The organism is Salipiger sp., from assembly GCF_059781815.1.
In genome coordinates this window covers 1,923-28,649 of the sequence record NZ_JBYNAH010000013.1, presented here as the reverse complement: position 1 = coordinate 28,649, position 26,727 = coordinate 1,923, and the positions used below count along the sequence as shown (strand labels likewise).

22 protein-coding genes and 3 pseudogenes are annotated in these 26,727 nt (G+C 66.0%); 13 read left to right on the top strand and 12 right to left on the bottom strand.

Features of this window, described 5'->3' with window-relative positions; translation table 11 throughout:
- The first annotated feature begins 2 nt into the window (after positions 1 to 2).
- The 8 genes from AC6RA4_RS02870 to AC6RA4_RS02835 are packed head-to-tail and all read left to right on the top strand — an operon-like array spanning position 3 to position 9,180.
- Positions 3 to 2,375 (top strand): xanthine dehydrogenase family protein molybdopterin-binding subunit, encoded by a 2,373-nt coding sequence (locus tag AC6RA4_RS02870; protein WP_500157217.1) that lies wholly within the window; start codon positions 3 to 5, stop codon positions 2,373 to 2,375.
- Positions 2,372 to 4,732, top strand: coding sequence for a xanthine dehydrogenase family protein molybdopterin-binding subunit (locus tag AC6RA4_RS02865; RefSeq protein WP_500157215.1), 2,361 nt, complete (start codon positions 2,372 to 2,374; stop codon positions 4,730 to 4,732). The genes AC6RA4_RS02870 and AC6RA4_RS02865 overlap by 4 nt, the downstream gene beginning before the upstream one ends.
- A complete protein-coding gene (locus AC6RA4_RS02860) occupies positions 4,729 to 5,463 on the top strand; it encodes a class II aldolase/adducin family protein (RefSeq protein WP_500157213.1) in 735 nt (244 codons plus the stop codon). Before AC6RA4_RS02865 ends, AC6RA4_RS02860 begins: the two co-directional genes overlap by 4 nt.
- Positions 5,463 to 6,350, top strand: a complete 888-nt coding sequence (locus AC6RA4_RS02855; protein WP_500157211.1) for an FAD binding domain-containing protein — start codon at positions 5,463 to 5,465, stop codon at positions 6,348 to 6,350. Before AC6RA4_RS02860 ends, AC6RA4_RS02855 begins: the two co-directional genes overlap by 1 nt.
- 10 nt (positions 6,351 to 6,360) lie before the next feature.
- Positions 6,361 to 6,858: a (2Fe-2S)-binding protein gene (locus AC6RA4_RS02850; protein ID WP_500157209.1), complete on the top strand. Its 498-nt coding sequence runs from the start codon at positions 6,361 to 6,363 to the stop codon at positions 6,856 to 6,858.
- A complete protein-coding gene (locus AC6RA4_RS02845) occupies positions 6,855 to 7,751 on the top strand; it encodes a polysaccharide deacetylase family protein (RefSeq protein WP_500157207.1) in 897 nt (298 codons plus the stop codon). Before AC6RA4_RS02850 ends, AC6RA4_RS02845 begins: the two co-directional genes overlap by 4 nt.
- Entirely contained in the window at positions 7,748 to 8,458 is a 711-nt protein-coding gene (locus tag AC6RA4_RS02840; RefSeq protein WP_500157205.1) for a cysteine hydrolase family protein, read from the top strand. The genes AC6RA4_RS02845 and AC6RA4_RS02840 overlap by 4 nt, the downstream gene beginning before the upstream one ends.
- The gene (locus tag AC6RA4_RS02835; protein WP_500157203.1) at positions 8,455 to 9,180 is read left to right on the top strand and encodes an isochorismatase family protein; all 726 of its coding nucleotides are present in this window, start codon (positions 8,455 to 8,457) and stop codon (positions 9,178 to 9,180) included. Before AC6RA4_RS02840 ends, AC6RA4_RS02835 begins: the two co-directional genes overlap by 4 nt.
- A gap of 80 nt (positions 9,181 to 9,260) precedes the next feature.
- On the opposite strand, the gene AC6RA4_RS02830 is transcribed toward AC6RA4_RS02835, so the two are convergent.
- From AC6RA4_RS02830 to AC6RA4_RS02815, 4 genes are all read right to left on the bottom strand, one after another.
- Positions 9,261 to 10,574: a TRAP transporter large permease gene (locus tag AC6RA4_RS02830; protein WP_500157201.1), complete on the bottom strand. Its 1,314-nt coding sequence runs from the start codon at positions 10,572 to 10,574 to the stop codon at positions 9,261 to 9,263.
- Complete coding sequence (locus AC6RA4_RS02825) at positions 10,571 to 11,095, bottom strand: TRAP transporter small permease (RefSeq protein ID WP_500157199.1); 525 nt, start codon at positions 11,093 to 11,095, stop codon at positions 10,571 to 10,573. The genes AC6RA4_RS02830 and AC6RA4_RS02825 overlap by 4 nt, the downstream gene beginning before the upstream one ends.
- A gap of 112 nt (positions 11,096 to 11,207) precedes the next feature.
- Positions 11,208 to 12,200 carry a TRAP transporter substrate-binding protein DctP gene (dctP, locus tag AC6RA4_RS02820; RefSeq protein WP_500157197.1) on the bottom strand — a complete coding sequence of 331 codons (993 nt, stop codon included), beginning with the start codon at positions 12,198 to 12,200 and terminating at the stop codon, positions 11,208 to 11,210.
- Between the two features lie 292 nt (positions 12,201 to 12,492).
- Complete coding sequence (locus tag AC6RA4_RS02815; RefSeq protein ID WP_500157195.1) at positions 12,493 to 13,638, bottom strand: NtaA/DmoA family FMN-dependent monooxygenase; 1,146 nt, start codon at positions 13,636 to 13,638, stop codon at positions 12,493 to 12,495.
- On the opposite strand from AC6RA4_RS02815, the pseudogene AC6RA4_RS02810 reads away from it, so the two are divergent.
- Positions 13,531 to 13,927, top strand: a pseudogene (locus AC6RA4_RS02810) (IS5 family transposase); the annotation flags it as partial. The gene AC6RA4_RS02815 and the pseudogene AC6RA4_RS02810 sit on opposite strands and share 108 nt — an antisense overlap.
- 18 nt (positions 13,928 to 13,945) lie before the next feature.
- Here the strand turns inward: AC6RA4_RS02810 and AC6RA4_RS02805 are convergent.
- Together AC6RA4_RS02805 and AC6RA4_RS02800 are read right to left on the bottom strand one after the other, a co-directional pair.
- Positions 13,946 to 14,425 (bottom strand): annotated as a pseudogene (locus AC6RA4_RS02805) (IS3 family transposase); the annotation flags it as partial.
- 161 nt (positions 14,426 to 14,586) lie between these two features.
- Positions 14,587 to 15,708, bottom strand: a complete 1,122-nt coding sequence (locus AC6RA4_RS02800; protein WP_500157194.1) for a quercetin 2,3-dioxygenase — start codon at positions 15,706 to 15,708, stop codon at positions 14,587 to 14,589.
- 100 nt (positions 15,709 to 15,808) lie between these two features.
- On the opposite strand from AC6RA4_RS02800, the gene AC6RA4_RS02795 reads away from it, so the two are divergent.
- The gene (locus AC6RA4_RS02795) at positions 15,809 to 16,687 is read left to right on the top strand and encodes a LysR substrate-binding domain-containing protein (protein ID WP_500157192.1); all 879 of its coding nucleotides are present in this window, start codon (positions 15,809 to 15,811) and stop codon (positions 16,685 to 16,687) included.
- A gap of 480 nt (positions 16,688 to 17,167) precedes the next feature.
- Here the strand turns inward: AC6RA4_RS02795 and AC6RA4_RS02790 are convergent, their stop codons facing one another.
- Positions 17,168 to 17,689, bottom strand: coding sequence for a MarR family winged helix-turn-helix transcriptional regulator (locus AC6RA4_RS02790; RefSeq protein WP_500157190.1), 522 nt, complete (start codon positions 17,687 to 17,689; stop codon positions 17,168 to 17,170).
- A 221-nt stretch (positions 17,690 to 17,910) separates the two neighbouring features.
- Here AC6RA4_RS02790 and AC6RA4_RS02785 point away from each other — a divergent pair, with 221 nt between their 5' ends.
- Complete coding sequence (locus tag AC6RA4_RS02785; RefSeq protein WP_500157188.1) at positions 17,911 to 18,792, top strand: dioxygenase family protein; 882 nt, start codon at positions 17,911 to 17,913, stop codon at positions 18,790 to 18,792.
- 17 nt (positions 18,793 to 18,809) lie between these two features.
- Positions 18,810 to 18,959, top strand: coding sequence for a hypothetical protein (locus AC6RA4_RS02780; protein ID WP_500157186.1), 150 nt, complete (start codon positions 18,810 to 18,812; stop codon positions 18,957 to 18,959).
- Positions 18,960 to 19,323: 364 nt separating this feature from the next.
- Here the strand turns inward: AC6RA4_RS02780 and AC6RA4_RS02775 are convergent, their stop codons facing one another.
- The 4 genes from AC6RA4_RS02775 to AC6RA4_RS02760 form a co-directional block, all read right to left on the bottom strand.
- Positions 19,324 to 20,616, bottom strand: coding sequence for an NAD(P)/FAD-dependent oxidoreductase (locus AC6RA4_RS02775; RefSeq protein WP_500157185.1), 1,293 nt, complete (start codon positions 20,614 to 20,616; stop codon positions 19,324 to 19,326).
- 20 nt (positions 20,617 to 20,636) lie between these two features.
- Entirely contained in the window at positions 20,637 to 21,059 is a 423-nt protein-coding gene (locus AC6RA4_RS02770) for a RidA family protein (protein ID WP_500157183.1), read from the bottom strand.
- A gap of 69 nt (positions 21,060 to 21,128) precedes the next feature.
- Positions 21,129 to 22,277, bottom strand: a complete 1,149-nt coding sequence (locus AC6RA4_RS02765; protein WP_500157181.1) for an ornithine cyclodeaminase family protein — start codon at positions 22,275 to 22,277, stop codon at positions 21,129 to 21,131.
- A gap of 48 nt (positions 22,278 to 22,325) precedes the next feature.
- On the bottom strand, positions 22,326 to 23,756 hold the full coding sequence (locus AC6RA4_RS02760; RefSeq protein ID WP_500157179.1) for an APC family permease: 1,431 nt from the start codon (positions 23,754 to 23,756) through the stop codon (positions 22,326 to 22,328).
- Positions 23,757 to 23,893: 137 nt separating this feature from the next.
- On the opposite strand from AC6RA4_RS02760, the gene AC6RA4_RS02755 reads away from it, so the two are divergent.
- Positions 23,894 to 24,940, top strand: a complete 1,047-nt coding sequence (locus AC6RA4_RS02755) for an AraC family transcriptional regulator (protein WP_500157177.1) — start codon at positions 23,894 to 23,896, stop codon at positions 24,938 to 24,940.
- 1,383 nt (positions 24,941 to 26,323) lie between these two features.
- Here the strand turns inward: AC6RA4_RS02755 and AC6RA4_RS02750 are convergent.
- A pseudogene (locus tag AC6RA4_RS02750) lies at positions 26,324 to 26,727 on the bottom strand (site-specific integrase); the annotation flags it as partial.

The window sequence follows — 26,727 nt, the reverse complement described above, 5'->3', positions numbered from 1 at the left end:
ACGTGCAAGACCAGCCCCCCCCCCCGCTGCCGCAAGACCACAACAAACCGCCGAGGAAATCGGCTTATATCGGCCGGGCCGTCACCCGCCTCGAGGACCGGCCGCTGGTCAGCGGCACCGGGCGCTTCGTGGGCGACATGGACCTGCCCCACCAACTCTGGGCCCGCGTCGTGCGCTCGGCCCATGCCACGGGACGCATCACCGGCATCGACATCTCCGAGGCGCTCGGGATGCCAGGGGTGGTCGCGGTCTGGACCTCCGAAGACCTAGGCGACCTGCCCGACATACCGTTCCGGGCCACCAAGATCGAGGGGCTCGGGCCCTACACCCAGCCCTGCCTTGCCAAGGGCCGGGTGCGCTACGTGGGCGAGCCCGTGGCCATCGTCTTCGCCGAGGATCCCTACCTCGCCGAGGACGCAGCCGAGACGGTCTTCGCCGACATCGACGAGGACGTGGATCCGATCCTCGACGCCCGCGCCGAGCCGGGCGAATTCGCCCCCGGCATCAGCACCGCGCCGCTGACCCTGACCAAGGGCTACGGCGACACCGAGGCCGCCTTTGCGGAGGCCGCGCATGTGGTCGAGCTCGACCTTGCCATCGGCCGGCACTCGGGGATTCCGATGGAAACCCGCGGCGCGCTGGCGGCGTGGGACAAGGGGCGCGAGCGGCTCGACCTCTGGGGCGCCACCAAGCGCCCGCACTGGAACCGTGACCGTCTGGCCGAGATGTTCGGCCTCTCGCCGAGCCAGGTCGCACTGCACGAACCGCACGTCGGCGGCGGCTTCGGGATCCGGGGCGAGCTCTACCCCGAGGACATCCTAGTCTGTCTCGCCGCCATGCGCCTCGAGCGTCCGGTGAAGTGGATCGAAGACCGGCGCGAGCACATGATGGCCGCCAACCAGTCGCGCGAGCAGCAGCACCTGATCCGCGCCGCGGTCGATGCCGAGGGCCGGCTTCTGGCCATCGACGAGACCCTGCACCACGATCAGGGCGCCTATGTGCGCACCCATGGCGCCCGGGTCGCCGATATGTCCATCGGTCTGCTGCTCGGGCCCTACCGCGTGCCCGCCTATGCCGCCCGCGCCCACTACCGGCTGACCGCCAAGACCCCCGCCGCCACCTACCGCGCGCCCTCGCGTTTCGAGAGCACCTTCGTGCGCGAGCGCCTGATCGACGCAATTGCCGCGAAGACCGGCATCGACGCGCTCGAGCTGCGCCGCCGCAACTTCATCGCCTCCGAAGAGATGCCCTTCGACCGCCAGATGACGGCGCTTGAATCGGACGTGATCCTCGACAGCGGCGATTATGTCGGGCTGCTCGGCAAGGCCGAGGCCTTCTGCGGGCTCGACGCGCTGCGCGGAGAGGCCGCCGAGCGGCGCGCCAAGGGCGAATGCGTCGGCGTGGGCCTTGCCTATTTCGTCGAGAAGAGCGGCCTCGGGCCTTCGGAGCTGGTGCGCCTGACCGTGCAGCCCGATGGCAGCATCGAGATCGTGACCGGCGCCGCCTCGCTGGGCCAGGGCATGGAGACCGCCATCGCCCAGATCGCCGCCGACACACTGGGCGCGGACTATCAGGCCTGTCGGGTGATCCACGGCGACACCGACCGCATCTCGCACGGCTGGGGGGCCCACGCCAGCCGCGTCACGGTGATGACCGGCGAGGCCACCCGCCGCGCCGCCGAGATCGTGCGCGAAAAGGCCCGCGAGATGGCCGCCGCCCTGCTCGACTGCCCCCCCGAGGGCATCGAGATCGACGGCGGCGTCGCCACCTGCCGCAGCTCCGGCACCAGCCTCACGCTGGCCGAGATCGCAGCCGCGCTCGACCCCGTGTCCCCGAAGCGTGGCGACCGCGAGCCCGGCCTCGCCGCCGAGGCGTGGTACCACAACAAGCACATGAACTATCCCTACGGCGCCCACATCGCGCTGGCCGTCGTGGACCGCGAGACCGGCCGCACCAGGCTCGAGCGCTACTGGATCAGCTACGACGTCGGTCGTGCCGTGAACCCCGCGATGATCGAGGGGCAAATCGTCGGCGGTCTTGCGCAAGGGCTCGGCGGCGCGCTGCTGGAGGAGTTCCGCTTCGACGAGCAGGGCCAGCCGCTGTCTGTCACCTTCGCCGACTACCTGATGCCGACCTCGGCCGAGATGCCCGATTGCCAGGTGCAGATCCTGCAGGACGCGCCCTCGCCGCTGAACCCGCTCGGGGTCAAGGGCTCGGGCGAGGCCGGCGTGACCGGATCCGGTGCCGCCATCGCCTCGGCCATCGACGACGCTCTGCAACGGCCCGGCCTCGTCACCCGCCTGCCGGTGACGCTGCAATACCTCAAGGCGCGCATCGCCGAATACGACGCGGCGCGGGCGGAGGGTTCGGAATGACCGCCGACGACAGCACGCTCGTCGGCCGCTCGGTCCCCCGGCGCGAGGACCGCGCGCTGGTCTCGGGCAAGGGGCGCTATCTCGACGACATCGCAAGCCCCGGCGGCCTGCACGCCGCCTTCCTGCGCTGCCCCTATGCCCATGCGACCATCGGCGGGGCCGATCTCGACGACATCCGCGCGATGCCCGGGGTCGTCGCCGTCTACACCGCGAAGGAGCTCGCCGCCCTGCTCCCCGGCGGACAGAGGCTGGCGACCGGCCTGCCGTCTTCCTCCATTGCCTTCTCGCTCGACCGTCCGATCCTGCCCGAGGCCGAGGCCGTCTACGTGGGCGAGGCGCTCGCCATGGTCGTGGCCGCGACCCGCGCCGAGGCCGAGGACGCCGCCGAGGCCATCGACCTCGATCTCGACCCGCTCGACCCGGTGGCCGACCTCGAAAGCGCCGCGCGGGACGACGCGCCCAGGGCCCACGCCCACCTGCCGCACAACCGGCTTGCCAGCTTCGGCTTCGACTACGGCGACATAGCCGCCGCCTTCGACGGCGCCGCGCATGTGGTCTCGCGCCGGTTCCGTATCGACCGGGGCGGCGCGCATTCCATGGAGGGGCGCGGCGTGCTGGCGGCGCCCGACTCGATGACCGGCAGGCTCTCGGTCTGGTCCTCGACCCAGACCCCGCACGCGCTCAAGCGCCACATCTGCACGCTGCTCGCCCGCGACGAGGGCGATGTCGACGTCACCGCCCCCGACCTCGGCGGCGGCTTCGGCCCCAAGCTCGTCACCTACTCCGAGGAAATCGCCGTCGCCGCCGCCGCGCAGGCGCTCGGGCGCCCGGTGCGCTGGGTCGAAGACCGGCGCGAGCATTTCCTCGCGGCCTGCCAGGAACGCGAGCAGCTCTGGACTGTCGAGATGGCCTTCGATGAGGGTGGCCGCATCCTCGGCCTGCGCGGCACGCTGCTGCATGACCACGGCGCGTGGACCGCGCGCGGGCTCAACGTGCCCTATGCCTCCGGCATGATGCTGCCGCTGATGTACGACGTGCCCGCCTATGACCTGAACATCGTGGTCACCGTCACCAACAAGACCCCGGTCACCCCGGTGCGCGGTGCCGGCCAGCCGCAGGCGACCTACGTGATGGAGCGCCTGCTCGACGCCGGCGCCCGAGCCTGCAAGCTCGACCGCGCCGAGATCCGCCGCCGCAACCTCGTGACGCCGGACCGGATGCCCTGCCTGCGCCCGCTCAAGCTGCGCTCGGGCGAGCCCGTCGTGCTCGACAGCGGCGACTACGGCGAGACCCAGCGCAAGGCTCTCGAGGGCATCGGCTGGGACGGCTTCGAGACCCGCCGCGCCGAGGCCCGTAACCGCGGCAAGCGGCTTGGGATCGGTCTGGCAAACTACGTCGAGGGCACCGGCCGCGGACCGTATGAAACGGTGAGCGTGCGCGTCGCCCGCGACGGCCGCGTCAAGGTCAACACCGGCGCCGCCGCCATGGGACAGGGCGTCGGCACGGCGCTGGCCCAGATCGTAGCCGACCACCTCGGGCGCGATCCCGCGACCATCGACCTCACGCTGGCCGACACGCGCGAGCCCTACGGCTTCGGCGGCTTCAACAGCCGCCAGACCGTGGTTGCCGGCGCCTCTGCCGATGCCGCGGCACGGGTCGTGCGCGGCAAGGTGCTTCAGGTCGCGTCATACCTGCTCGGCCTGCCCGAGAACGCGCTCGACATCGAGGCCGACCGGGTGATCGTGAAGGGCAGCAACAGCGGCCAGAGGCTGTCGCTTGCCGAAATCGCCACCGCCTCCGAGGGCCTGCCCGGCTACCGGCTGCCCGGCATCGAGTCCCCCGGCCTGCAGGCCACCGAACGCGTGCTGGTCGAGGGCATGGCCTTCGCCAACGGCGCGCTCGCCGCCGAGGTCGAGGTCGACGAGGCCACCGGCGCGGTGCGGGTGGCGAAGCTCTTCCTCGCCCATGACTGCGGCCGCATGGTCAACCCGCAGATGGTCGACGGCCAGATCATGGGCGGCCTTGCCCACGGGCTCGGCAATGCGCTCTATGAGAAGATGAGCTTCGACGACGAGGCCCAGCCCCTGACCGGCAGTCTTGCCGATTACCTTCTGGTCAGCAGCGCCGAGATGCCGGTGGTCGAGATCGCCCACAGCGAAAGCCTCAGCCCGCAGAACGCGCTCGGCGTGAAGGGCGTGGGCGAAAGCGGCGTGATCCCCACCGCCGCCGCCATCGCCTCGGCGGTGGAACACGCGCTCGAGGATCTCGGCGTCGAGATCGCCGAGGCCCCGCTGACGCCGCAGGCCCTGCACGCCGCCATCCGCGCGGCGAAGGCCGCGAAAGGAGAGACGACATGACCATCCCCCGTCCGCAGGCGCTGCTCGAGCAGCTTGTCACCGCCACGCGCATCCTCGTGCACGAGGGCGTCATGGATGTCTTCGGCCATGTCGCTCTGCGCGATCCCTCGGACCCGGGCGTGTTCTGGCTCGCCCGCGCCGGGGCGCCCGCACGGCTGACCGCCGGCGACCTCCTGCCCTTCGACCTCGACGGCGCGCCGCTCGAGCCCACCGATGCCGCGCTCTTCTCCGAGCGCTTCATCCACGCCGCGGTGTTCCGCGCCGATGCCTCTGCACAGGCCAGCGTCCACCACCACGCGGCAGCGCTCATGCCCTTTTGCATGGGTGGCCGCCCGCTGGTGGGGCTCAGCCAGACCGGTGCGTGGATGGGTGCGGAGGTGCCGCTCTGGGACAGCCGCAAGACCTTCGGCGACACCAACATGCTGGTGACCAGCATGGCGCAGGCGACCGACCTCGCCGCCGCCCTCACCCCGGGCCGCATCGTGCTGATGCGCGGCCACGGCGTGCTGGTGACAGGCACGGGGCCCGAGGACGTGGTGTTCCGCTGCATCCACGCCTGCCGCGAGGCCGAGACACTGACCGCGGCCCTGACCCTTGGCCCGGTGACCCCGCTCTCCGAGGGCGAGATCGCCCTTGCCGGAACCCCCGCCCCCGCGGCGGTCCGGCGCGGCTGGGACCACTGGACCGCCCGCCTTCCCGGCGACACAACCCATCAAGAAGGAGCGCAGTGATGAAACCCGCGCCGTTCACCTATTACCGACCGACGAGCCTCGAGGATGCCGCGCAGCGCCTGCGCGACGGCGCCGACGAGGGCGCGCTGGTCATCGCCGGCGGCCAGAGCCTCGTTCCCATGATGGCGCTCCGGGTCGCCTACGCGACCGAGCTCATCGACCTGAACGCGCTGGACGGGCTCGGCACGCCGCGGGTCGAGGGCGAGAGCTTCGTCATCCCGACCCTCACCCGCCACGCCACCTTCCATGACGCCGATGCCGCGCCCGCGCCGCTCGGCGCGCTTCTGCACGGGGTGGCCGAGCACATCGCCCACTACCCGATCCGCCAACGCGGCACCTTCGGCGGCTCGCTCAGCCACGCCGACCCCTCGTCGGAATGGTGCCTAGTGACGGTGACGCTGGACGGCACCATCCACCTGCTCTCGGCGGTCGGCCCGCGCGAGGTCGCCGCGCCCGACTGGAGCGACGGGCCAATGAGCACCACCCGCGAGCCCGACGAGATCCTGACCGAGGTGCACCTGCCGCTGCTGCCCGAGGGCACACTCTGGGGCTTCTACGAGTTCAACCGCCGCGCCGGCGACTTCGCGCTCGGCATGGCGCTCTGCGTGCTCGAGATGGATGGCGACACCGTCACCGCCGCCCGCGTCGGCCTCGGCGGCATCGAGGACCATCCCCGCCGCATCCCCGAGGCCGAGGACGCGCTCGTTGGCCAGCCTATCGACGCGGCCAGCATCGGTGCCGCCGCCTCCGCCGCGATGCAGGCCGTCGACCCGATGGAGGACGCCACGACCTCTGCCGGGTACCGCCGCGACCTGACCGGCACCGTGATCACCCGCGCGCTCGAGGCCGCCCGCAGCCGCGTGCCCGCGCCGGCCGAAACCGCCTGAGGACCCCGATATGTCAGACAAGACCGACATCACCCTGACCGTGAACGGTACCGAGCGCACGATCTCCTGCGTGCCGCGCAAGACCCTTGCAGATGCCCTGCGCGAGGATTGCCGCCTGACCGGCACCCACGTCGGCTGCGAGCACGGCGTCTGCGGCGCCTGCACCGTCATGGTCAACGGCGTCCCGGTGCGCTCGTGCCTGATGTTCGCCGTGCAGACCGAGGGCGCCGAGGTGCGCACCGTCGAGGGGCTCGCACCCGAGGGCGGGCTGTCCGAGCTGCAGCAGGCCTTCATCGACAACCACGCGCTGCAATGCGGTTTCTGCACCCCGGGCTTCCTCATGCTGATCACCGGCGCGCTCGAGAAGGACCCCGACATGAGCGACGAGGACCTCACCGAGGTGCTCTCGTCGAACCTCTGCCGCTGCACCGGCTACCGCAATATCGTCAGCGCCGCGCTGGCCGCCGCACCCGCCATCCGCGCCCGCGTGAAGGAGGCCGCCGTATGAGCCTGATCACCCTCAAGACACACGACCGCTATGACTACAGCCCCCTACCCGAGCGCCCGGATTTCACCTGGCCCGAGGGCAAGCGGCTGTCGGTGGCGATCTGCAACAACATCGAGGTATTCAGCTTCCGCGACGGGCTCGGCAGCGACAGCGCCCAGGTCGGCGCGCCGCAGACCTCCCGCAACTACGCGTGGCGCGACTACGGCAACCGCGTCGGCCAGTGGTACCTCTTCGACCTGCTCGACGAAATGGGCCTGCCCGCCTCGCACAACTTCAACTCGCTGCTCTTCGATCACTGCCCGGCCATCGCCGACCGCATGATCGCCCGCGGCGACGAGTTCATCGGCCATGGCCGCAGCAATGCCGAACGGCAGGATGTTTTGCCCCCTGCCGAGGAAGAGGCGCTGATCCGCGAAGCCTACGACGCGATCAAATCCTACACCGGCAAGGCCCCCGCGGGCTGGCTCGGGCCGTACCTGGCGCAGACCGACATCACGCTCGACCTGCTGCGCGAGGTGGGCTTCTCCTACGTGCTCGACTGGCCGGCGGACGACCAGCCGTTCTGGATGCGCACCCGCACCCGGCCGATCCTCTCGGTGCCCTATTCCATCGAGGTCAACGACAGCCCGGTCATGGCCTTCCGCCAGGAGGGCCCGGCGAGCTTCGAGCGCATGATGATCGACCAGTTCGACGAGATGCTGCTGCAAAGCGCCAAGTATCCGCTCTGCTACACCATCGTGCTCCACCCCTTCGTGATCGGCCACCCCTACCGCCTGCGCGCCCTGCGCCGGGCGCTGGCGCATATCATGGACCACAGCGACGACATCTGGATCACCACGCCGGGCGGCGTCGCCGAGCATTACGCAACCCTCTTCCCCGCAGGCTCCGAATGACCGGCAAGATCTGGGACGACTTCATCACCGAGCGCGACCGCAAGGTCTTTGCAGCCGCGGGCTACGGTGTGCGCGGCAGCCTGCCCGCCCGTCCCGCGCTGCTGCTCGTGGGCTTCAACACCGGCAACCTCGCCGCCATCCCCTCGGCTCAGGCGGCGCTCGACGCGGTGCAGCCTCTGGTGACGGCGGCCCGCGCACAGGGCCTGCCGGTGATCCACGCCACCGGCGCCACCCGCCCCGACGCATGGGACCGCCCGCAGGAGGACGGCCGCGCGGCGGGCGCCGATCCGCTGGCCGAGACCTCGTTCGCCGAGGCGCTGCTGCCCGCGCCCACCGACATCGTGATCCGCCGTCAGGCACCATCGGCTTTCTTCGACAGCGACCTCATGAGCCTGCTGAACCTGCTCGGCGCCGACGGCATCGTCATCGCGGGCGGCGCCACTGCCGGGGCCCTGCGCGCCACGGTGATCGACGCCTTCAGCCTCAACCTGCGCGTCGCCATCGCCGAGGATGCCTGCTTTGACGCATGGGATGCCAGCCACGCCATGGCGCTCTGCGACCTGCACGCGAAATACGCCGACCCGCTGAGCACGGCCGAGCTCGCCGGCTGGGTCGCCACCCTGCCGAGCGACATGTTCGCCCTGCCGAAAGGCTGCGCCGACAAGCGGCTCGACCTCATGCCCGCCTGCGGGAAGACCCCCCGATGATCTGGGACGACTACCTGTCCACCGCCGACCGCGACCGCCTTGCCACGACCGGGCTCACCGGGCCCGAGGGCCTTGGCCAGCGCCCCGCGCTTCTGGTCATCGACGTGTCCTGGGGCTTTGCCGGGGACCAGCCCGGCGAGGACATCCTCGACAGCATCCAGCGCTGGCCGAACTCCTGCGGGGCCGAGAGCTGGGATGCGGTCGACCGCATCGCCGAGCTCTGCACCGCCGCCCGCGCCCGCGAGATCCCGGTACTCTACACCACCGGCCGCGCCCGCGGCGACGCCTGGGACGTGGGCAGCTGGTCGTGGAAGAACTCGCGCACCGGCGAGCAGGTGCCCGCGACGTCGCAGGACCGCGACGCCAACGAGATCGTCTCGGCGCTGACGCCCGAAGCGCGCGACCTTCTGGTCTACAAGCGCAAACCCTCGGCCTTCTTCTCGGCCCCCACCGCCACCCACCTGCGCCGCCTTGGTTGCGATAGCGTGCTGCTGACCGGGACCACCACCTCGGGTTGCGTGCGGGCCAGCGCGGTCGATGCCTACAGCCATGGCTTCAAGGTCGCCGCCATCGAGAACGGTTGCTTCGACCGCGCCCAGTCGAGCCACGCGGTGGCGCTCTTCGACATCGCCATGCGCTACGGCGCGGTGATCGACAGCGCCGCGGCGCTCGACCACATGGCGGGGCTCGCGGCACCCTCGGCGCCCGCCCTGCCGCGCTGAGCCGCCCCCACGACAAACGCAAACGGCGCCCGCCAGGCGCCGTTTTTCGTTTCAGGGACGTGGATGCCCGCTGCCGACCCTCAGCGGGTCAGCGACGGGAGGAAGGTCACCAGCGGCGGGAAGGCCGCCATGATCACCATGCCGAGGATGAAGATCCATACGAAGGGCCATGCCGAGCGGAAGATCGCGGTCATCGGCTCGTTCGGGGCCGAGCCCTGCAACGCAAAGAGCACGTAGCCGAAGGGCGGCGTGATGCCCCCGACGGTGATGTTCACGAGGAAGATCAGCCAGAACCACAGCGGATCGAAGCCGTAATGCGCCACGATGGGCGAATAGATCGGCACCACGATCAGCATCAGCGCGGTCTGGTCGATGAACATGCACATGATGAAGGGGAAGGCCATCAGCACCAGCAGCATCGCCCAGCCCGGCAGGTCCATGGCGCTGATCATCGAGGTCATTGCCGAGATCCCGCCGCTCATCGCGAGCAGCTGGCTGAACATCTTCGAGGAGGCCATGATCAGCAGAATCATCGCCGAGACCTTGGTAGCCGAAAGAACCGACTCCTTCAGCACCGAGAAGCTCAGCTGCTCGTAGATCATCGTCGTCACCAGCGCGCCCAGCACGCCGGTCGCCGCCGCCTCGGAGGGCGTGGCGATGCCCGCCATGATAAAGCCCATGATCGAGCCCACGATGATGGTGAAGGGCGCGAGCGAGAGCAGCGCCTTCAGCACGTCGCCGGGGCCGCGCTCGGGCGGCACGTCCTCGGCGTCGGTGTCGAGCGACGGGTCGAGCCGGATGCGGATCAGGATGTAGGAGACGAAGAGCACCGCCAGCATCAGCCCCGGCACGATGCCCCCCACCAGCATGTCGCCGATCGAAACGCCCGCCAGCGTGCCCACAATGATCGCCAGCAGCGACGGCGGGATGATCGGCGCCAGCGACGCGCCCGAAACGATGGCGCCCATGGCCAGCGTCGACGAACCACCGCGCTCCTTGATGCCCGGCAACAGGGTCTTGCCCAGCATCGCCGCCACCCCCATGGCCGCGCCCGAGAGCGCGCCGAAGACGGTCGAGAGCACCACCGCCAGCACGAACTGGCGGCCGCGCACCCGGCCCACCAGCACCTCGATGGAGCGGAACATGACGGTCAACGCCCGGCCCCGGAACAGCAGTTCTCCCAGCAGGATGAACAGCGGGATCGCGGTGAGCGAGCCGGTGGTGGCGGTGTCGTAGATCGAGTTTGCCAGCAGCTTGAAGCCGTTGGCGCCGAGCAGCAGGAAGGTGCCGCCGACGTTGACGATCAGGAAGGTGACGAAGATCGGCAGCCCGGTGCCGAAGAGCAGCAGCAGCGCGCCGGTCAGCGCGAAGACGGCGGTGATCCCGGTGATCATTGCGCCACCTCCGCGACCCTGTGGTCAGCCCGCACGAACTGTGCCAGCAGCACCAGCCCCGACATCAGGAAGCCGTAGGCGATGGGCGCCGCGACGATCCACTTGGGGATGGCGATCAGCGACATGGTGTCGATGCCGCGCCCGTAGTTGTAGAGCGTCTGCTGCAGCGCCAGCCAGCCCACCAGCAGGCAGACCACGGCCGAGATCAGCAACCCGAGCCGCACCGCCATGGTCTCGATCCCCACGGGCAGCTTGCCCTTGAACACGGTGACCGAGACATGCGCGCTCTCGCGCGTCAGCAGCGGCATGGCCAGGAAGACGGCGCCGCAGAGGAAGTATTTCACGAAGTCGCTTGCCCAGGCGGTCGGGGCGTTCAGCAGGTAGCGCATGAACACCTCGATCGAGTAGCTGGCAAGGATCCCCACCACGCAGAGCGCCCCGGCCCAGGCGCCCAGCCCGACCACCAGGTCCAATGCGCGCCATGGCCCCGAGGGTCCGGGCGTTCGGGGTTCAGTCGTCATCTTGGGGCGCCTCCTTTGCGGGGTCGTTGGTCGTGTCATTGGCGCGCATAAGCGGGAAAGGCCGCCCCCGGAGAGCTCCGGAAGCGGCGATGGGTCCTTCGGAGGATCCGGTTCAGAAGTTGATGCCCGCTTCCTCGACCTTGGCCTTCAGGGCCTCGACCGTGGCGCCGCCCTTCTCTATGCCAAGCGCCCAGACGCCCTCGGCCCAGTCGTGCTCCATGGTCGCGGCCGCGTCGCCGCACATCTCGGTGGCCTCCATGCCTTTCTCCTCGAGCGCCGTCTGCTCGGCCGCGGCGACGTCGGCGAGCGTGTCGATGGAGCTCACCTCGAGCGCCTCGCCCTGCTCAAGCAGCAGCGCCTGCTCGGCCTCGTCAAGGCCGTTCCAGGTGTCGAGGTTCATCAGGATCATGTAGGTCGCGGTGCCGAAGGCGGGGCGGAGGAAGTACTTCGCCACCTCGTACCAGCCGTAGTCAAGCGCGCCGATCACCGGCCACGCCGCGCCGTCCACCACGCCCTTTTCCAGCGCCGAATAGATCTCGGCCGGGGGCAGCACCACCGGCTGGCCGCCCAGCGACTGGATCAGCGAGGTATAGGTCGCGCTGCCGCGGATCTTGAGGCCCGCGAAATCGCAGCTTTCGCCGATCGGGTCACGCAGGAAGACGTTGTAGCCGTTGGGCAGGGTCGGCAGGGCGATGAGCTTGAGGCCAATCTCCTGGTAGGCCGCGTCGACCGCGTCCCATGCGCCCGAGCTGCGGCGTGCCGCCGGATCGGCCTGGATCGCGTCGGTCACCATGCCCACGGCGATCTCGTTCGAGTGGTAGGCGCCCGAGGTGAAGAGCATGTCGAAGACGCCCGCGGCCACCGGCTGCAGCTGCTCGAACGGCGGCACCGCCTCGGGGCCGGTCATCGCGATGGTGCTCTCACCGCCCGAGGCCTCGGAGACCATCTCGGCGAAGACATCGGCGACCTTGGGCAAGATGGGATAGGAGCTGTCCCAGCTCGCGAGCATGCGGAAGTCCTCGGCCGCAGCGGCGGTCGCGAAGCTGCCGGCGGTGATGGCGACGGCGACGGAAGCCTTCAGCGACTTGTTTATTTTTGAGATCACGGGACGGTTCCTCTCTATTTTCAAAATCTGTACCATTATTGGAACTACGAATCCGAACCCGGCAACAGTTCTATGGAAAATCCGCAAAATTTCCCTCAACCGCGCTGAATAAATAGACAAACGCGCCGCCCACCTCGCCGGAGCGCCCGCATAGCGTGCAGATTTGTCAGGAAGTGGAAGCGTTGGCGCTGTCCCAATTTCTACACTCAAGGCGTATGAACGGGACAATGCCGGGCCGAACCGGCGCCCTCGAAGGGTAACCGCCCGGGCCGGAACCCGGGCGGCAGGATCGTCAGGCCTCGGCCAGCTGCGCCGCGTAGGGGCGCGAGCGGATGTCACCGAACTCGGCGCTGCCCACCCCGAGGTTCTCGCGCAGGGTCGTGCCCTCGTAACCCGTGCGCACCAGCCCGCGCGCGCGCAGCACCGGCAGCAGCAGCTCGGTGAAATCGTCGAGGCTGCTCGGCATCGCGGCGGGGCAGATGTTGAACCCGTCGGCGGCACCGGTCTCGATCCAGAGCTGCATGTCGTCGGCGATCGCCTCGGGCGTGCCGATCATGAAGCGCTGACCGTTGGCCGAGGCCGCGTGCTGGTAGAGCTGGCTTAGCGTCAGGTCGTTCTTCTTCGCGAAGTTGTAGAGGTTCTCGGCCATCGACTTCACCGTGGCGTTCGGCAGCGGCTCTGGCACCGGGCCGTCAAGATCCTGCCCGGTCAGATCACCGAAGAACGGGAACAGCACGCCCAGCCCGATCAGCGGGTCGATCAGCTCCTGCAGCCGGTCGAACTTGGCCTGCGCCTCTTCCTGCGTGCGCCCGATGTAGAGCGTGATCCCCGGCATGATCGCGAGATCCGAGGCCTTGCGCCTGAAGGCCACAGCGCGGCGCTTCATGTCGGCGTAATAGGCCCGCGCATCCTCGACGGTCAGCGCGTTGGAATAGATCACGTCGGCCACCCGCGCGCCGAGCTGCCGCCCGGTCTCGGAGGCGCCGGCCTGGAAGATCAACGGCCGGCCCTGCGGCGTGCGCGCCGAGGTCAGCGGCCCGCGCACCTTGAAGATCCGCCCCTGGTGGGCGAACACGTGGCGCCCGGCCTCGTCATAGAACACGCCGCTTTCCTTGTTGCGCAGGAAGGCGTCCTCGTCCCAGCTGTCCCAGAGACCGCTCACCACGTTGACGAATTCCTCGGCGCGCTGGTAGCGCTCGTCATAGCCGAGGTGCTCGTCGCGGTTGAAGTTGTGCGCCTCCTGCTGCGACCACGAGTGAGGTGCCCCTAGGTCGTGTTGACAAAAGGGATTCCCCCGCTGCGCTGGACGTGATTCAAGCTGGTATCTGCGATGGAGACGAGCTTGGCACGAGACCTGATGTCGGACGAGGAGTGGGCGTTCTTTGAGGGCTTCATCCTCGCCGTTCGCGCCACGAATGGACGCAAACCTACCAACCACCGCCTCGTTCTTGACGGCATATTCTGGATTGCGCGAACCGGCGCTCCATGGCGAGATCTGCCGGCCGAGTTCGGCAAATGGTCGAGCGTTTATCGCCAGTTCCGACGTTGGACGTTGGCGGGGCTATGGGAAGAGATCATGCATGCCCTGAACCAAAGCGGGGCCGTGCCGGATGCGCTTCAGATGATCGACAGTACTGTGATCCGTGCCCACCATCAGGCCGCGGGCGCTAAAGGGGACTCCGCGACAGGGTTTCGGCCGTTCTCGTGACGGCTTCACGACCAAGATCTGAATAGCCCGGTGTTTCTTAGACGCCTTCTTGTCTCAGTTTCTGCGGCCGCTCGAACTCGACAGGCGACAGCATTCCGTTCCGCGCGTGCTTGCGCTTTGGATTGTAGAACATCTCGATGTAGTCGAACACGTCGCGGCGCGCTTCTTGGCGGGTCCGGTAGGTGCGGCGCCTGATCCTCTCGCGCTTGAGGAGGTTGAAGAAGCTCTCGACGACAGCGTTGTCGTGGCAATTGCCGCGTCGACTCATGGAATGCTCGAGGTCATGGGCTTTCAGGAAAGCGGCCCAGTCCATGTTTATGAACTGGCTGCCCTGATCCGAGTAGATCAGCACCTCAGCCTTCGGCTTCCTTCGCCATGTGGCCATGAGCAGGGCCTGGAGCACGACGTCGGTCGTCTGGCGTGACCGCATGCACCATCCGACCACGCGCCGAGAAAACAGGTCGATTACGACAGCGAGGTAAGCGAAGCCTTCTTGCGTCCGTATGTAGGTGATGTCTCCGAGCCCAATATGGCTATGATTGCCTAGGCCGATACAGCGCGTGAAGCGAGGCCCGTTTGCGCGCGTCCGAAAAGGATCGTCACCGCGCAGGCTGCGCTCGTTCCCAGCAGGGAAAAGGGCTCGCCTCCCGGGCGGGCCCTTCCGTACCATGCTTGCGGTCAGTCGTGAACCATCAGGACATTCAGGTCCAGTTCTTCCATATGCGCCATCACCCGGTCGAACCGGAATGCAGGTGGTTCGACGGGGAAGACGTGGATATCCGTCGGGTCCCCAATGTAGCGGAAGAAGGGCTCAAAGACCGCCGGGACAAGCCAGCCAAAGAACTTGGTGTAGGGCGTGTCCAGGCGGTAACTGTGGACGGTGCCCGCCGTTACTTGGCAAAAGTCACCAGGGTGCAGGGTCAGCTCCTGACCGTTGACCCACAGCGTCATCCGGCCTTCGAGACAGAAGAAGTTCTCGGTATGGTGCTTGTGGTAGTGCCATGGAATCGGCTGCCCGGCGGGACCTTCGGTCATCACCGAGAAGAATGCGCCGTCCGTCGAGGCGGATGTTTGCAGGAAAGAGAAAAGCTGATCGGCTGCCACCAGACGTTCCCCTTCGCCTTCCATGAGCACGTATGGGCGGCGCACTCCGGGCACCCCGCGCTCGGTTACAAGGGCGGCCTCCGCCGCGGGCAGGTCTCCCTCCCAGGTCACATCTGCGGCCTTTGCGGCTGCATCCAGGCGTTCCTGTGCAATCGACAGATCAGGCGCGTCGGGTTGAACCGGACGAAAAAATGGCGTGCCGAGCGCCTCGTAGAACCCACCAAGTCCCGATCCGATAGACCAAGTCAGCACGCGCGTACGCCAGCTCTTCATGCGATAACCGTGGACGGTCCCGGCCGGAACATAGGCGTAGTCCCCCGCAGTCAGCAGGTGGACCTCGCCGTCAAGATGCAGCTCCAGCCGACCAGCCATGACATATAGCGCTTCCTCGGTATCGTCATGGCGATGCAGCGGCAGGCCCGCCTCCATGGAACCCGTCAGAACTGCGGCCTGACAATCGCCACCGGTGTCCTGGGGACGCGCGAGCAGCGTCGCGACGTGACCGCCGATCAGGTGGTGCTCGCCCTCTCCGTCACGCAGCGCATAAAGCTCGGGCTTGCCTGGCAGTTGACCGGTGGCCTTCGCAAATGGGATCTGCCCCAGCGGTGCGTCCGCAAGGGCGACGTCGCCAGTGATAGCGGCGGCCGCACCGCCGATCGCTGCGTTTCGAAAGAAGTTCCTGCGTGTCAGTTTCATGCCGATTCCTAAGTACTTGATCGTTTCAAGCCGTGGGTATCGCGCAAGACAAATCAGGTATAATAGGTATTTCTGACCAAATGATCACGGACAATGATGTATGGAGCTTCGCCAGCTACGCTATTTTACGGTTCTCGCTGAAACCCTGCATTTCGGGCTGGCAGCCGAACGGCTGAACATCGTTCAGCCTGCCCTGTCGATGCAGATCAAGAAGCTCGAAGAGGAATTGGGGGTGGCGCTGTTTGCCAGATCAAAGCGCAAGAACGCGCTCACCCATGCCGGCGATCTGTTTCGGCAGGAGGCCCGCCGCTGTCTGCACCACGCCGAGCAGGCCCAGTCCATTGCACGCGCAGCACATGAGGGGATGACAGGCACTCTTCGGCTTGGCATATCGTCGGGCGCGGTTGAATCCGGTGTCCTTAGAACGGTGATGCAGTCGTTTCGCAGGGCCAGTCCAAAGCTCTTAGTTGAACCGGTCGAGATCCATCCGGCACAAGCCCCTGCCGCAGTGCTGAGGGGTGATCTCGATGCAGCCCTGGCCACGGTCGCCTCACTGACTTTACCTGACGGACTGTCGATGCATGAGATGATCGCACAGTCAGCGATCGTGGTTCTGCCCGAAAATCACCCCCTCGCTGCGGGAGAGGAGGTCTCGCCAGATGACTTGCGGGGCGAAACGTTCATTGGGTTCGCCGGACCAGATGATATTTCCGGCCTGTCTCTGACAGCGGGCGTCTTGGGATATTGGCCGGCATCTTACCGGACCGTCAGCAATCCCTCGATGACTGTGGGCCTCGTTGCTGCGGGACTTGGGGTTGCCATCATTCCCGAGGTCATGGCGCGTTCGGAAGCCGGCGCGGTCTTTCGAACGCTGAGGAACAGGATCTACGATCTCGACGTCACTTTGATATGGGCGCATGATCAAAACCCAAGCGCAGCGGTCGCAGTCAGGCGCATGCTGGATGGAGTTTTACGTTGAGCGAGCCAATCCCGCACTTTCGGCATCTCGAAGGTCACTACCATTCAAGTCACGCCCACCAGAGCCCCTCGTGCTTGTGCTACTCGTGCATTGGTCGTCCGCTAAACGACCGGAAAGTCCGCGCTTCCGACCACGGGGTCGAAGGCATTGCTGCACATCGTCGCCGATGGTCGGTCTCGGGAAGCTGCGACGCAGCGATGGCCAGTCTGGCGAAAGTCCGCAGAGGGCCGTCCCTGCCGGGCGATCCCACTCACCTAGGCGGCCAGCGCGCCGCGCTGCCGCATGACCGGTTCGAGCCCGATGTTGAACGATCCTGCGGGCACGACGAACAGATGAAACGCCGACCTTCCGGACATTCGCTGCTCGGGGTCTGGAAATGTCTGCTCATGCTGCGTCCCTTGCAATGGGTCCAAGTTTGCTCACGGTCCGGGATCCGGGAGACAAATTCGATGCAGGCGGCGCCCATTTCGGAGGGGCGTTTCAAGAGATGAGCCGCGCCTGGCGGCGGGCTTCGGCAGCAAGGGTTAGGTGGGTGAGCGTGTCCGCCAGCATTTCGGTCGTCATGCCATCGGGCAAATCGTCGAAGATGTTCTGGTGATCGCTCTGCAATTCGACCAGCGCCGTCTCTGCCAGACTGCGCCCCCTGGCGGTTAACCGCAGCGGGCGGGACCGTCGGTCTTCGGCACCGTCCGGGCGTTCCACGAGCCCGCGCGCCTGCATTCCCTTCAGGAGCTTTGTCATACCGCCGGAAGACCTCATCATCATGTCGCACAGCGCGCCGGGCGTGGCCTGATGGGGCGCGGGTTGGCTGCGCAGGATGGACAGAACTTCGTAATCGCTCAAGCCGAGCCCATGACGCGCTAGCACCGTCCTGGCATTGTCGAGCATGAGCTCCTGCAGCCTGTGCAACAGCACTGTAATGCGCATCTGTTGCGTGGCGGCTTCGGGCCATTGCGCCTGCAGCTGGCGCATCATTCCGGCGATCGGAAGATCTTTGGTCATTTTCTGTCCTCACCGATTGATTTATCTTTCCGGAAAGATACCTAAGCCCCAACCCGAACAGAAGGGGACACCCGAACGGAGGCAGAGCGCAAGTACTGCTTTGAAATGGATAAGAATATTTCAGTACTGCCTCCGCAACAGCACTGCATAGAGACATCCGCCCCCGCGGTTGTCCAACCATCGGCCCGGCGATGCTGCCGGACAAGACCAGGAGAAACCTCATGTGCCCGTTCAGTGACGACCACACCCACGAACACGATCTCGGCTTTGCGCACGACCTGCCGCGCATGCTTGGACGCCGCCGGATGCTGGCCCTTATGGGCGGTCTCGGCCTAAGCGCCGCAAGCGGTCTGCCCGCCGCAGCGCTGGAGGCTTGCACAACCTCTCTGCCTTGGGAAACCGCAGGCCCGTACCCGGCCGACGGGTCCAACAGCAAGGAAGGTCAGACCGTGAATGCGCTCAGGCAGGAAGGTATCCTGCGCCGGGACATCACCACCTCTTTTGGTGACTACGAGGGCAGCGTGGAGGGTGTCCCGCTCGATCTCGAACTGACGCTGATGGATGTGGATGGCTGCACGCCGCTTTCGGGATATGCGATCTACATCTGGCACTGTGATGGTGGCGGCAAGTATTCTCTGTACGATTACACCGATGCGAATTGGCTGCGCGGACTAGCTGTTGCGGACGACGAGGGCAAGGTGAGCTTCACCACCATCGTGCCCGGCTGTTACGATGGTCGCTGGCCGCACATCCACTTCGAGGTGTTCGAAAGCGCCGAGAAAGCCGTCTCCGGCGAGGCCTCGCTGCTGACCGCCCAGATCGCCGTCCCTGAAGTCGAAGCCTCTGCCGTTTATGGCGACGATGCGGATGAATATCCGAACTCCACCCGCAATCTTGGCCGTATCACCATTCCGTCGGACAATGTCTTCGGCGACAATTCCGACGACGAGATTGCGCAGCAGACCCTGACCATGACAGGCGGTGTCGAGAGCGGCTATTCTGGGGCAGTGACGATCCCGATCGACTTCGACGCGGATCGCTCTGTCTCGATGTCTGCTCCGCCAGATGGGATGGGCGCACCGAGCATGCCGAAAAACGACTGAGGTCCGCTGACCGTTCGATGAAGACGACATCCGCCAAGGATCTGGCGGATGTCGTTGCATTGGCGTCTGGTCGATTGGCGGCTGCGCGCAAAATGGATTCAGGTGGTAAATTCAACGTGCTGAAAAACTTGGGCACGATCAGCGCGGTCTACAACGGAACACTATAGGCGAAATCCGCTAAGAACAGACGACTGTGCCCGCCAGAGAGGTATCTGCGGGGGTACCGTAGTTTGGAAACGAAGCGAATATGCAACGTTCCAGCGCGCCGCTTGCGCAGCCGCGCGGGGCTACATGGCGCCCTTCGGCTCTTAACACCCCCTTGCACAGCGCAGTGTCGAGGCCCTGCACAACGGTGCAGTCGGCCAGTTAACCGCGCTCCATCATGACGTCCATGAATTCCGATTTGGGGAGGCTAGTCATGATTGTTGCCTTTTCTTCAAGTCATGTTTCGAGATGGGTCCCTGAAGATCGATCAACCAGCGCCGTCGACGCCAAACCTCCGATAGTTTGCGCCAAGGGCACAGTTTGATCCTAGAACCGATCGAACCTGTAGGGTGCGGGATCTACGAGAGGCATTGCGCCGGTCACGAGGTCGGCCGCCAGCTGTCCGGCTGCCGGTCCCGTGCCGAACCCGTGGCCGGAGAAGCCGGTGGCAAGGGTCAGGCCAGCGATCTTCTCGGCACGGTCGATGACAGGCTTTGAATCCGGTGTGATATCCATCGTACCAGCCCAGGCCTCGACGATTTGCGCCTCGGCAAAGACGGGCCAGGCGGCCTTGAGGTTGGTCAGCGCCTCTTCGTTCAGCGCGGGGAGGGTCGGTGGGTCCATCACGCGGATCTTTTCGAACGGGCTCGTGCTATGTGCCTTCCAGCGCCGGGCCAGCTTCAGGTCCTGGCATGTCTGCTCGTTCAGCGTGATGCGCAGCAGAGCGCGCTGGTCTTTCAGCAGATGCATGTAGCGGGTGCCGATGAGCAAGTGGTCCAGCACCAGTGGGCAGGACAGGGCCCCACGCTGCGTGATGATGAAGCCGCCATCCTGATGCTTGCGGAACGAAAAGTCCGGCCCGCCGACGGCGGCTTCGGTCGGCCCCTCCATCGGTGCCGTCCTGAAGGCCGACAGGGTCAGGGGCAGCGTCGGCAGATTGATGCCGTGATTTCCCAGAAAACGCCGCGACCATAGGCCACCGGCCAGAAGAACCTCGGAACAGGCGATCTCGCCACGCTCGGTGACGATACCGCTCACCCGTCCGCCACTGGTCTGCAGGCAGCGCACCGCGCAGCCCTCAACGACATGCGCCCCCTTAGCGATGGCCGCCGCGGCGATTGCGCTTGAGGCAAGCGTTGGCTCGGCCCGCCCGTCTGACGGCGTGGTGACGCCGCCCAGCCAGTTGCCTTGCCCACCGGGAACTTGTCCCGCGATCTCTGCCGGGCTCAGCATCCGCGCCCCGAGGTCGAGGCCTTCAACCGATTGCAGCCACGCCTCGTGCGCGGCCAGTTCAGCCGCTGTGCGGGCGAGGAACATGATGCCCGCTTGCCGGTAGCCCACGTCGTGCCCGGTCCGCTCGGGCAGCCCGGCCCAAAGCCGGTCCGCCGCCTGCGCCAGTGGCACGTCGGGGGCCGCGCGCGATGTCTTGCGCACCCAGCCAAGGTTGCGCGAACTTTGCTCTGCCGCGATCCGGCCCTTTTCGAGGACCACCACGGGCACGCCACGCTCTGCCAGCGTCAGCGCCGCGGACAGGCCGACGATGCCGCCGCCGATGATGACGACCTCGGTCCGTGAAGGCATTTCTGTCGAGGTTGCGACAGGCGCAATACGTGGTGCCATGATGGTCCTCCTTTCCGCGATTAGATCGCGACGGTCTTGTAGGTGATCTCGGCCTTCGAAGCTCCGCGATAGGCGGTGACTTCCAGCTCGACCTTGTAGACGGTGGAGCCAAGCGGCGGGCAGGTCACCGTGGTGGTCGGGTCGATGCCGCGGAACTTCTCGCCGATGCGGGTCATGACCGTCTCGGTATCTGCCGGGTCCTGGATGAAGACGCGGCTGGCCACGACATCGGCGAGACAGCTGTCGACGGCGGCAAGCGCGCGCTCGATATTGGCGAAGACCTGCTCTGTCTGCTCGGTCACGTCCTCGGGGATTTCCTTGGTTTCGGGGTTCCGCCCTGCGGTGTTGGACACGAAGATCCATTTGTCTACCGCGACGATGCGGGAGTAGCTGGCGTGATCCTCGAATTTCGAGCCGGTTTTGATCTTGGTGATCTTGGTCATGTGGAAGGGTCCTTCAGAATGGAAGGCTCTCGGCCATGGCCGGGAGCATGGGAGGCCTCGGCCGCGCGATCAGCGCAGTTCGGGTTCGTTCCAGAGGTTCAGCTTGACGCCGATGCCTTGCTCGATCGCACGGCGATAGACGACGGTGCCCCAGGCCACGTCCTCGACCGGCATGCCTCCGACGGACATCAGAACGATTTCCTCGTCGTTCCGGCGACCGGGCGCGTCGCCCGCGACGATGGCGCCGAGGTCTTCGAGAGACGTCGGGTCCATGGTCCCGGCGGCGATCATGTCCATGAACTTGACGCCGACCAGCGGGATCACGTTGTGCGCGGGCTTCGGCACCTCTTCGTACCAGGCTTCGTAGAGGCCGGTGTTGTCGAGCACCTTGCGGATCTCGGGCGCTTCCATGCCGGCGTCGAAGTTGCAGGGCGCGGGCATCGCCAGGAAGGTGCCGGGCTTGACCCATTCGCGCTTCACCAGCGGGTAGTCGTCGGGGTTTCCGACCTCGCCGGAGGCGCAGTAGGTGACGATGTCGCTGTCGCGCACCACCGCCTCGATGTCCTCCACGATCTCGATGGTGGTGATCTGCGGATACTTGTCCTTCACCCAGGCGATGAAGACGTCGAGGCTCTTTTGCCCGCGCCCCTTCACCTTCACCGTGTCGATCTGCGGGCAGGCTGCGACGAAGGCCGCCAGCGCGGTGCGGGCCATGACGCCGGGACCGAAGATGCCGACTACGCGGGAGTCCTTGCGCGCCAAGTGGCGTGCGCCGACCCCCGGCACCGCCCCGGTGCGGTAGGCCGACAGCAGGTTGGCGGACATATAGGCGAGGGGCGCGCCGGTGTCGGCGTCGTTCAGTGTGAACATCAGGATCGAGCGTGGCAGATCCTTGTCGCGGTTCGCGATGTTGGAGCCGTACCACTTGACGCCTGCGGTGCCGAAATTTCCGCCCAGGTAGGCCGGCATCGCCATGAAGCGACGGTCGGCCGTGGGCTTCGGCATGGTCTCGAACGGAGAGTTCTCGGGGAAGGTGATCATCGCGCCATGGCTGTCGCTGTTCGGCCCGGCCATGCGGTAGTCGCCGTGGTGCAGCAGCGCGAACATTTCCTCCATACAGTCGACGCAGGCGGGCATGTCGGTGACGCCGGCTTTGATCATGTCTTCTTCCGACAGGTAAATGAAATCGATCTTCGGAAGGTTGCTCAGGTCATTCATCGAATGCGGTCCTTTCATGGGATGTCGTTTCGGGGGATCAGGGCGAGCTCAGTCGAGTCCACGGCCCAGTCCGGCATAGAGCGCCGGGTTGCGTGCCTTGATGGTCAGGGCGATCACTGCGCCGAAGGCGCCGGTCGCGATGACGAGGATCGGGAAGGCCAGGACGATCGGGCTTTCGCTGCCGGTCAGCAGGGAGATGTTGCTTCCCACCAGGGCGAAGGCCCCGAGCAGACCCAGCGTTGCCAGCGCCGGCGCCACGAGCACCACCAGCGCGGACCGTTGGTGACGCTCCCGGCGGAAGAACCGGATCACCGAGACGGAGACGAGGATCTGCGTCCCGAGGATCGCCAGCACCGCGAGGCCCGCCATCCAACTGAACACGACCGTGTAGGGATCGGCGGCTCCGAACGCGAAGGCCGCGATGATCAGCGCCACGAGGCCGGCCTGCACCAGCCCGGCAATGTGGGGCGAGCCGTGATCGGGATGCACATGCGCCATCTTGCGCCAGATCAGGCTTTCGCCGGCGAGGGTGTAGAAATAGCGGTTCAGCGTGTTGTGGAACGACAGCAGGCAGGCAAAGAGGCTGGTCAGCAGCAGAAGGTTCATCGCCTGCACCGACCACGGGCCCAGCAGGTCGGCCGCTGCGTCGAAGTAGAAACCTTCCAGCGCGGCCTCGGCGGAGGCGCGGACCGAGGAGGGGCCGTAATATTGCGAGATCGCCCAGGTCGAGAAGGCGTAGAAGACGGTGATCAGGAACACGGCCAGGTAGGTCGCACGCGGGATGGTGCGCTCGGGGCGATGGGCTTCCTCGGCAAAGATCGCCGTTGCCTCGAAGCCGATATAGGCCCCCAGCACGAAGACCATGCTGACCCCCAGCCCGGGCCCGAAGACCTCGGAGGGGCGGAAGCCCGACAGGCTCATGCCCTCGGGACCGCCACCCTGCAGCACGATGGCCACATCGAGAAGCAACAGGATCAGCAGCTCGGCGATCATGCAGGCGCCGAGGATGCGGCCCGAGATCGCGATGTTCCGGCGTCCGAAGAAGACGATCACCACCAGCGCCGAAAGGGCCCAGGCCCACCAGGGCAGATCGATCCCGAGCGGTGCCAGGGTGGCCTGCATGAAGATGGCGAAGAGCGCGTAGATGCCGATCTGGATGGCGAAATAGGCCAGCAGCGCCATCAGCGCGCCGCCGATCCCGGCCGCCCCGCCGAGGCCCTTGGAGATGTAGCTGAAGAAGCCGCCCGCCCCGGTGATGTAGGGGGTCATCGCCGTGTAGCCCACCGAGAACAGAAGGTAGAGAAGCCCCGCCAGGACAAACGCGCCGGGGACGCCGGCCCCGTTGCCGAAGGCGAAGGCGGGCGGGGTCGCGCCGACGACCGCGGTCATCGGAGCGGCCGCGGCCACGACGAAGAAGACGATATGGGCGAGGCTTATCGAGTTGCCCTGAAGTCGGCCAGTGACAGTCACGTCGGTCATGAGGTGCATCCCTGTTGCATGTTGGTCTTGGTTCGACCCTTGTTAGGAGTGCGGGGGGCAGCTCAGACCATTGCACTGCGCGCCATAAATCCGATACTCTGCGCCAAGTGGCATCTGAGAACGGGAAGGCGCGCAAAATGACGGCCGAGGTCGGACCACTGCCGCATTTGCTGTCTGTCAGGGCCATAATTCTTAGGCCCATTTTCGATATGTTTGATGGAAATGTGGGCGCTCTGCGAAAACTGCTCTCGCGCCACGGGCTCGATTCGCGCGTCCTCGCGGACGATTACGCCCCGGTTCCGCTGCAGACATACCTTGGTTTTTTCGAAGATGCGGCGGTCGCGCTGGACGATCCGAACCTCGGCCTCCGCCTCGGCGCGAGCGTTCGACCGGGCAGCTTCGGCCCGATGGGGCTGCGCGCGACGCAATGCGCCACGATCTACCGCGGCCTCGAAAGCCTCGTCCGCTTCACCTCGGCCCTGCAGAGCGGAACGCAGGTGACCCTGGAGGAGGATGGTGAGCACGTGATGCTGCGGTACATGATCACCGCAGCGCAGGTCGGCCCGAGCCGGCAGGACAATGAATTTACCCTCGCTGGCATGTGCAGCCTGATCCGCAAGGGGTACGATCTGCGCTGGCGTCCGCTCGAGGTGCATTTTTCCCATCCCCCTCCCGATCTCCCCGGCAGGGTGGAGCGCTGGTTCGATGCGCCGGTCCTGTTTTCTCAGGCCACCAACATGCTGGTCATCGATCCCAGGGATGCGCATCGGATCTACCGGGAAGAGGATCCGGACATGCTCGACCTGATCGACCGGCATCTGGCGAGCCTGCTGGAAAGGGCGGGGGAGGGGCAGTCGGCATCGGAACAGGTGCGCGCGCTGATCGCGCTCTATCTGGGAGCGAAGCCCATCACTCTTGAGACGATCGCGCCTGTCATGCAGACCTCTCGACGGTCGCTGCAGCGGCGCCTCGCCGAAGAAGGCACCACGCTGAAAGAGCTTCTGCGCTCCTATCGTCAAGAGCGCGCCGAAATCCTACTGACGCAAATGGGGGGTTCAGTTGAGGCGGTCGCCTCGACTTTGGGCTACGCCGATGGCACCTCTTTCTGGCGAGCTTTCAAGAGCTGGACGGGGCGCAGCCCGAGCAAGGCACGTGGGTCTTCGGCCTCTTCTGGCGAGGAGTGAGCACCGGGTGCAAAGCCAGATGATCCTCTCGCGAGAGCCGAGGCCAATTGAGCAGCGACAACACCGATGAGGAGGAAGCTGTCTGAACTGGCCACTCTGAGAAAAGGAGAGAGAGCCTGCCTGACCTCGTCAGTGGTGGATCACGATGGCTATGAACTCGGTCCAGTCGCAGATGAAATTCGATCAACTCGCCAGATTGCAGGATCTGAAGCGCGGGAATCTCTTCGCCGTGCGCCTTTGGGCGGGATACTTGAAGACGCTTCCAGAGTTGCGGCTGTGGAAACTCGAAAACTCAGGGCTACTCCTAACAGGCCGCGTTGAATTGTAGTGTGGAACTCCTCCTGAGCAGACCTTCGTAGGTGCCGCAGCGAACGGCAGCTTCCCGCCCTTCGTGCCGGAGCTTGGTCGTATGCTGCGTGGAGCATGAAGTCGCGGAAGTGCTGGGACCTGCCGCGCGCTATCGCAGCAAACGAGTGGCATGGCGACGGCAATTCCGGGTTCTGCTGCGTTCTGCATTAACGGCAGCTGTTGGGCGCTTCCAGGTCAAGGCCGTTCGACCGCTCGCAACCCTTTCACCGACATTGCTCCCGGTGATCACGAGAGCTCGGATCTACAGCTGACAGCGGTTTGCAAGCGACGATGCCTCCCGCCCAGCCACAGCGCACGGCTTTCGCTCCAGCTTCCGTGACTGGGCCTCGGAGAATTGTTATCCGCGCGATCTAACAGAGCGAGCCCTGGCCCATACCATCGCGAACGCGACCGAGGCCGCTTACCACCGCGCCGATCAGCTTGAGCAACGTCGGGCGATGATGGAAGCGTGGGAAGGCTTAGTGTTTTCCGCAGTGTCTGCTTAAAGAGCTGGCGCGGTGTAATTTCGCGCCGGTACGCAACCGGTTTGAGTTTCTGACATATCGACAATATCAGAATATAGCCTTGGGAATCATGAAGGCATGTCTGCCTTTCGCGAAGACGGGCGCCTCTGCTCACAGCGCCTAGCCCTGTAAGAAAGGCGAAGGCAAAGATCGCCCGCACCCATACATGCTTGGGTTCGAGCTTGCGCTTTTGGCCGACAATGCGGCGCTCATTCCAAGCCGAGCGCGCAGGCGCGGATGGCTGGCAGGTTTGCTTGGTGGCTCCCGATCCACCGCGCCCGCCACACCTTCGGCACCCTTGACTGTCTTTTTGTCAAAGCGACCCGCAAAGCCCTGCCAAGCAAAGATGATGCGGTCATTTTGCGGCCGCGCCACTAGCCTACCGCCACCTTGCTCCTTCCCAATACCAGCCTGAACTACCTCTCTACCTTCGTCGATCCTGATGACCGGCCCACGGAGAGCGCGTTTATAAGCCAATGAACGTAACATGGGGGTGTCCTGGCGGCCCCTTTCAGGCGGTGCGCCGTCGCCGGGACCGCCTGCGCTCATCAACCAGCCGCTCGGCTTGCTCGAACTCGGGCGTACCGCGGACCAGCTCATGCTCATGGTAGCGCAGCATCAGCTCCACTTCGCCCGAGGTCGCCGGGGCCTCTGCGTCAAAGCTTTCAAATATCTCGCCTTTCCGTTCGCCATCAACTTTTCCGTAATGCTCCCACGTGACGGCTTCGGTGGCGTGACCGAAATTCAGGGACCATGCCTTGCGCTCCTCGGCGGTACGGCAGAGCTGATCGCCGAGATTGACCAGCGTGTGGCGCGCCGAGTGGGGGGAATAGCTTATCTTCCGCCCCGCGCAGGCCCGCTTAAACGCCTCGGTCACGGCCCAGGCTGTTTTCATTGGCGGGATAGCCGAACGCC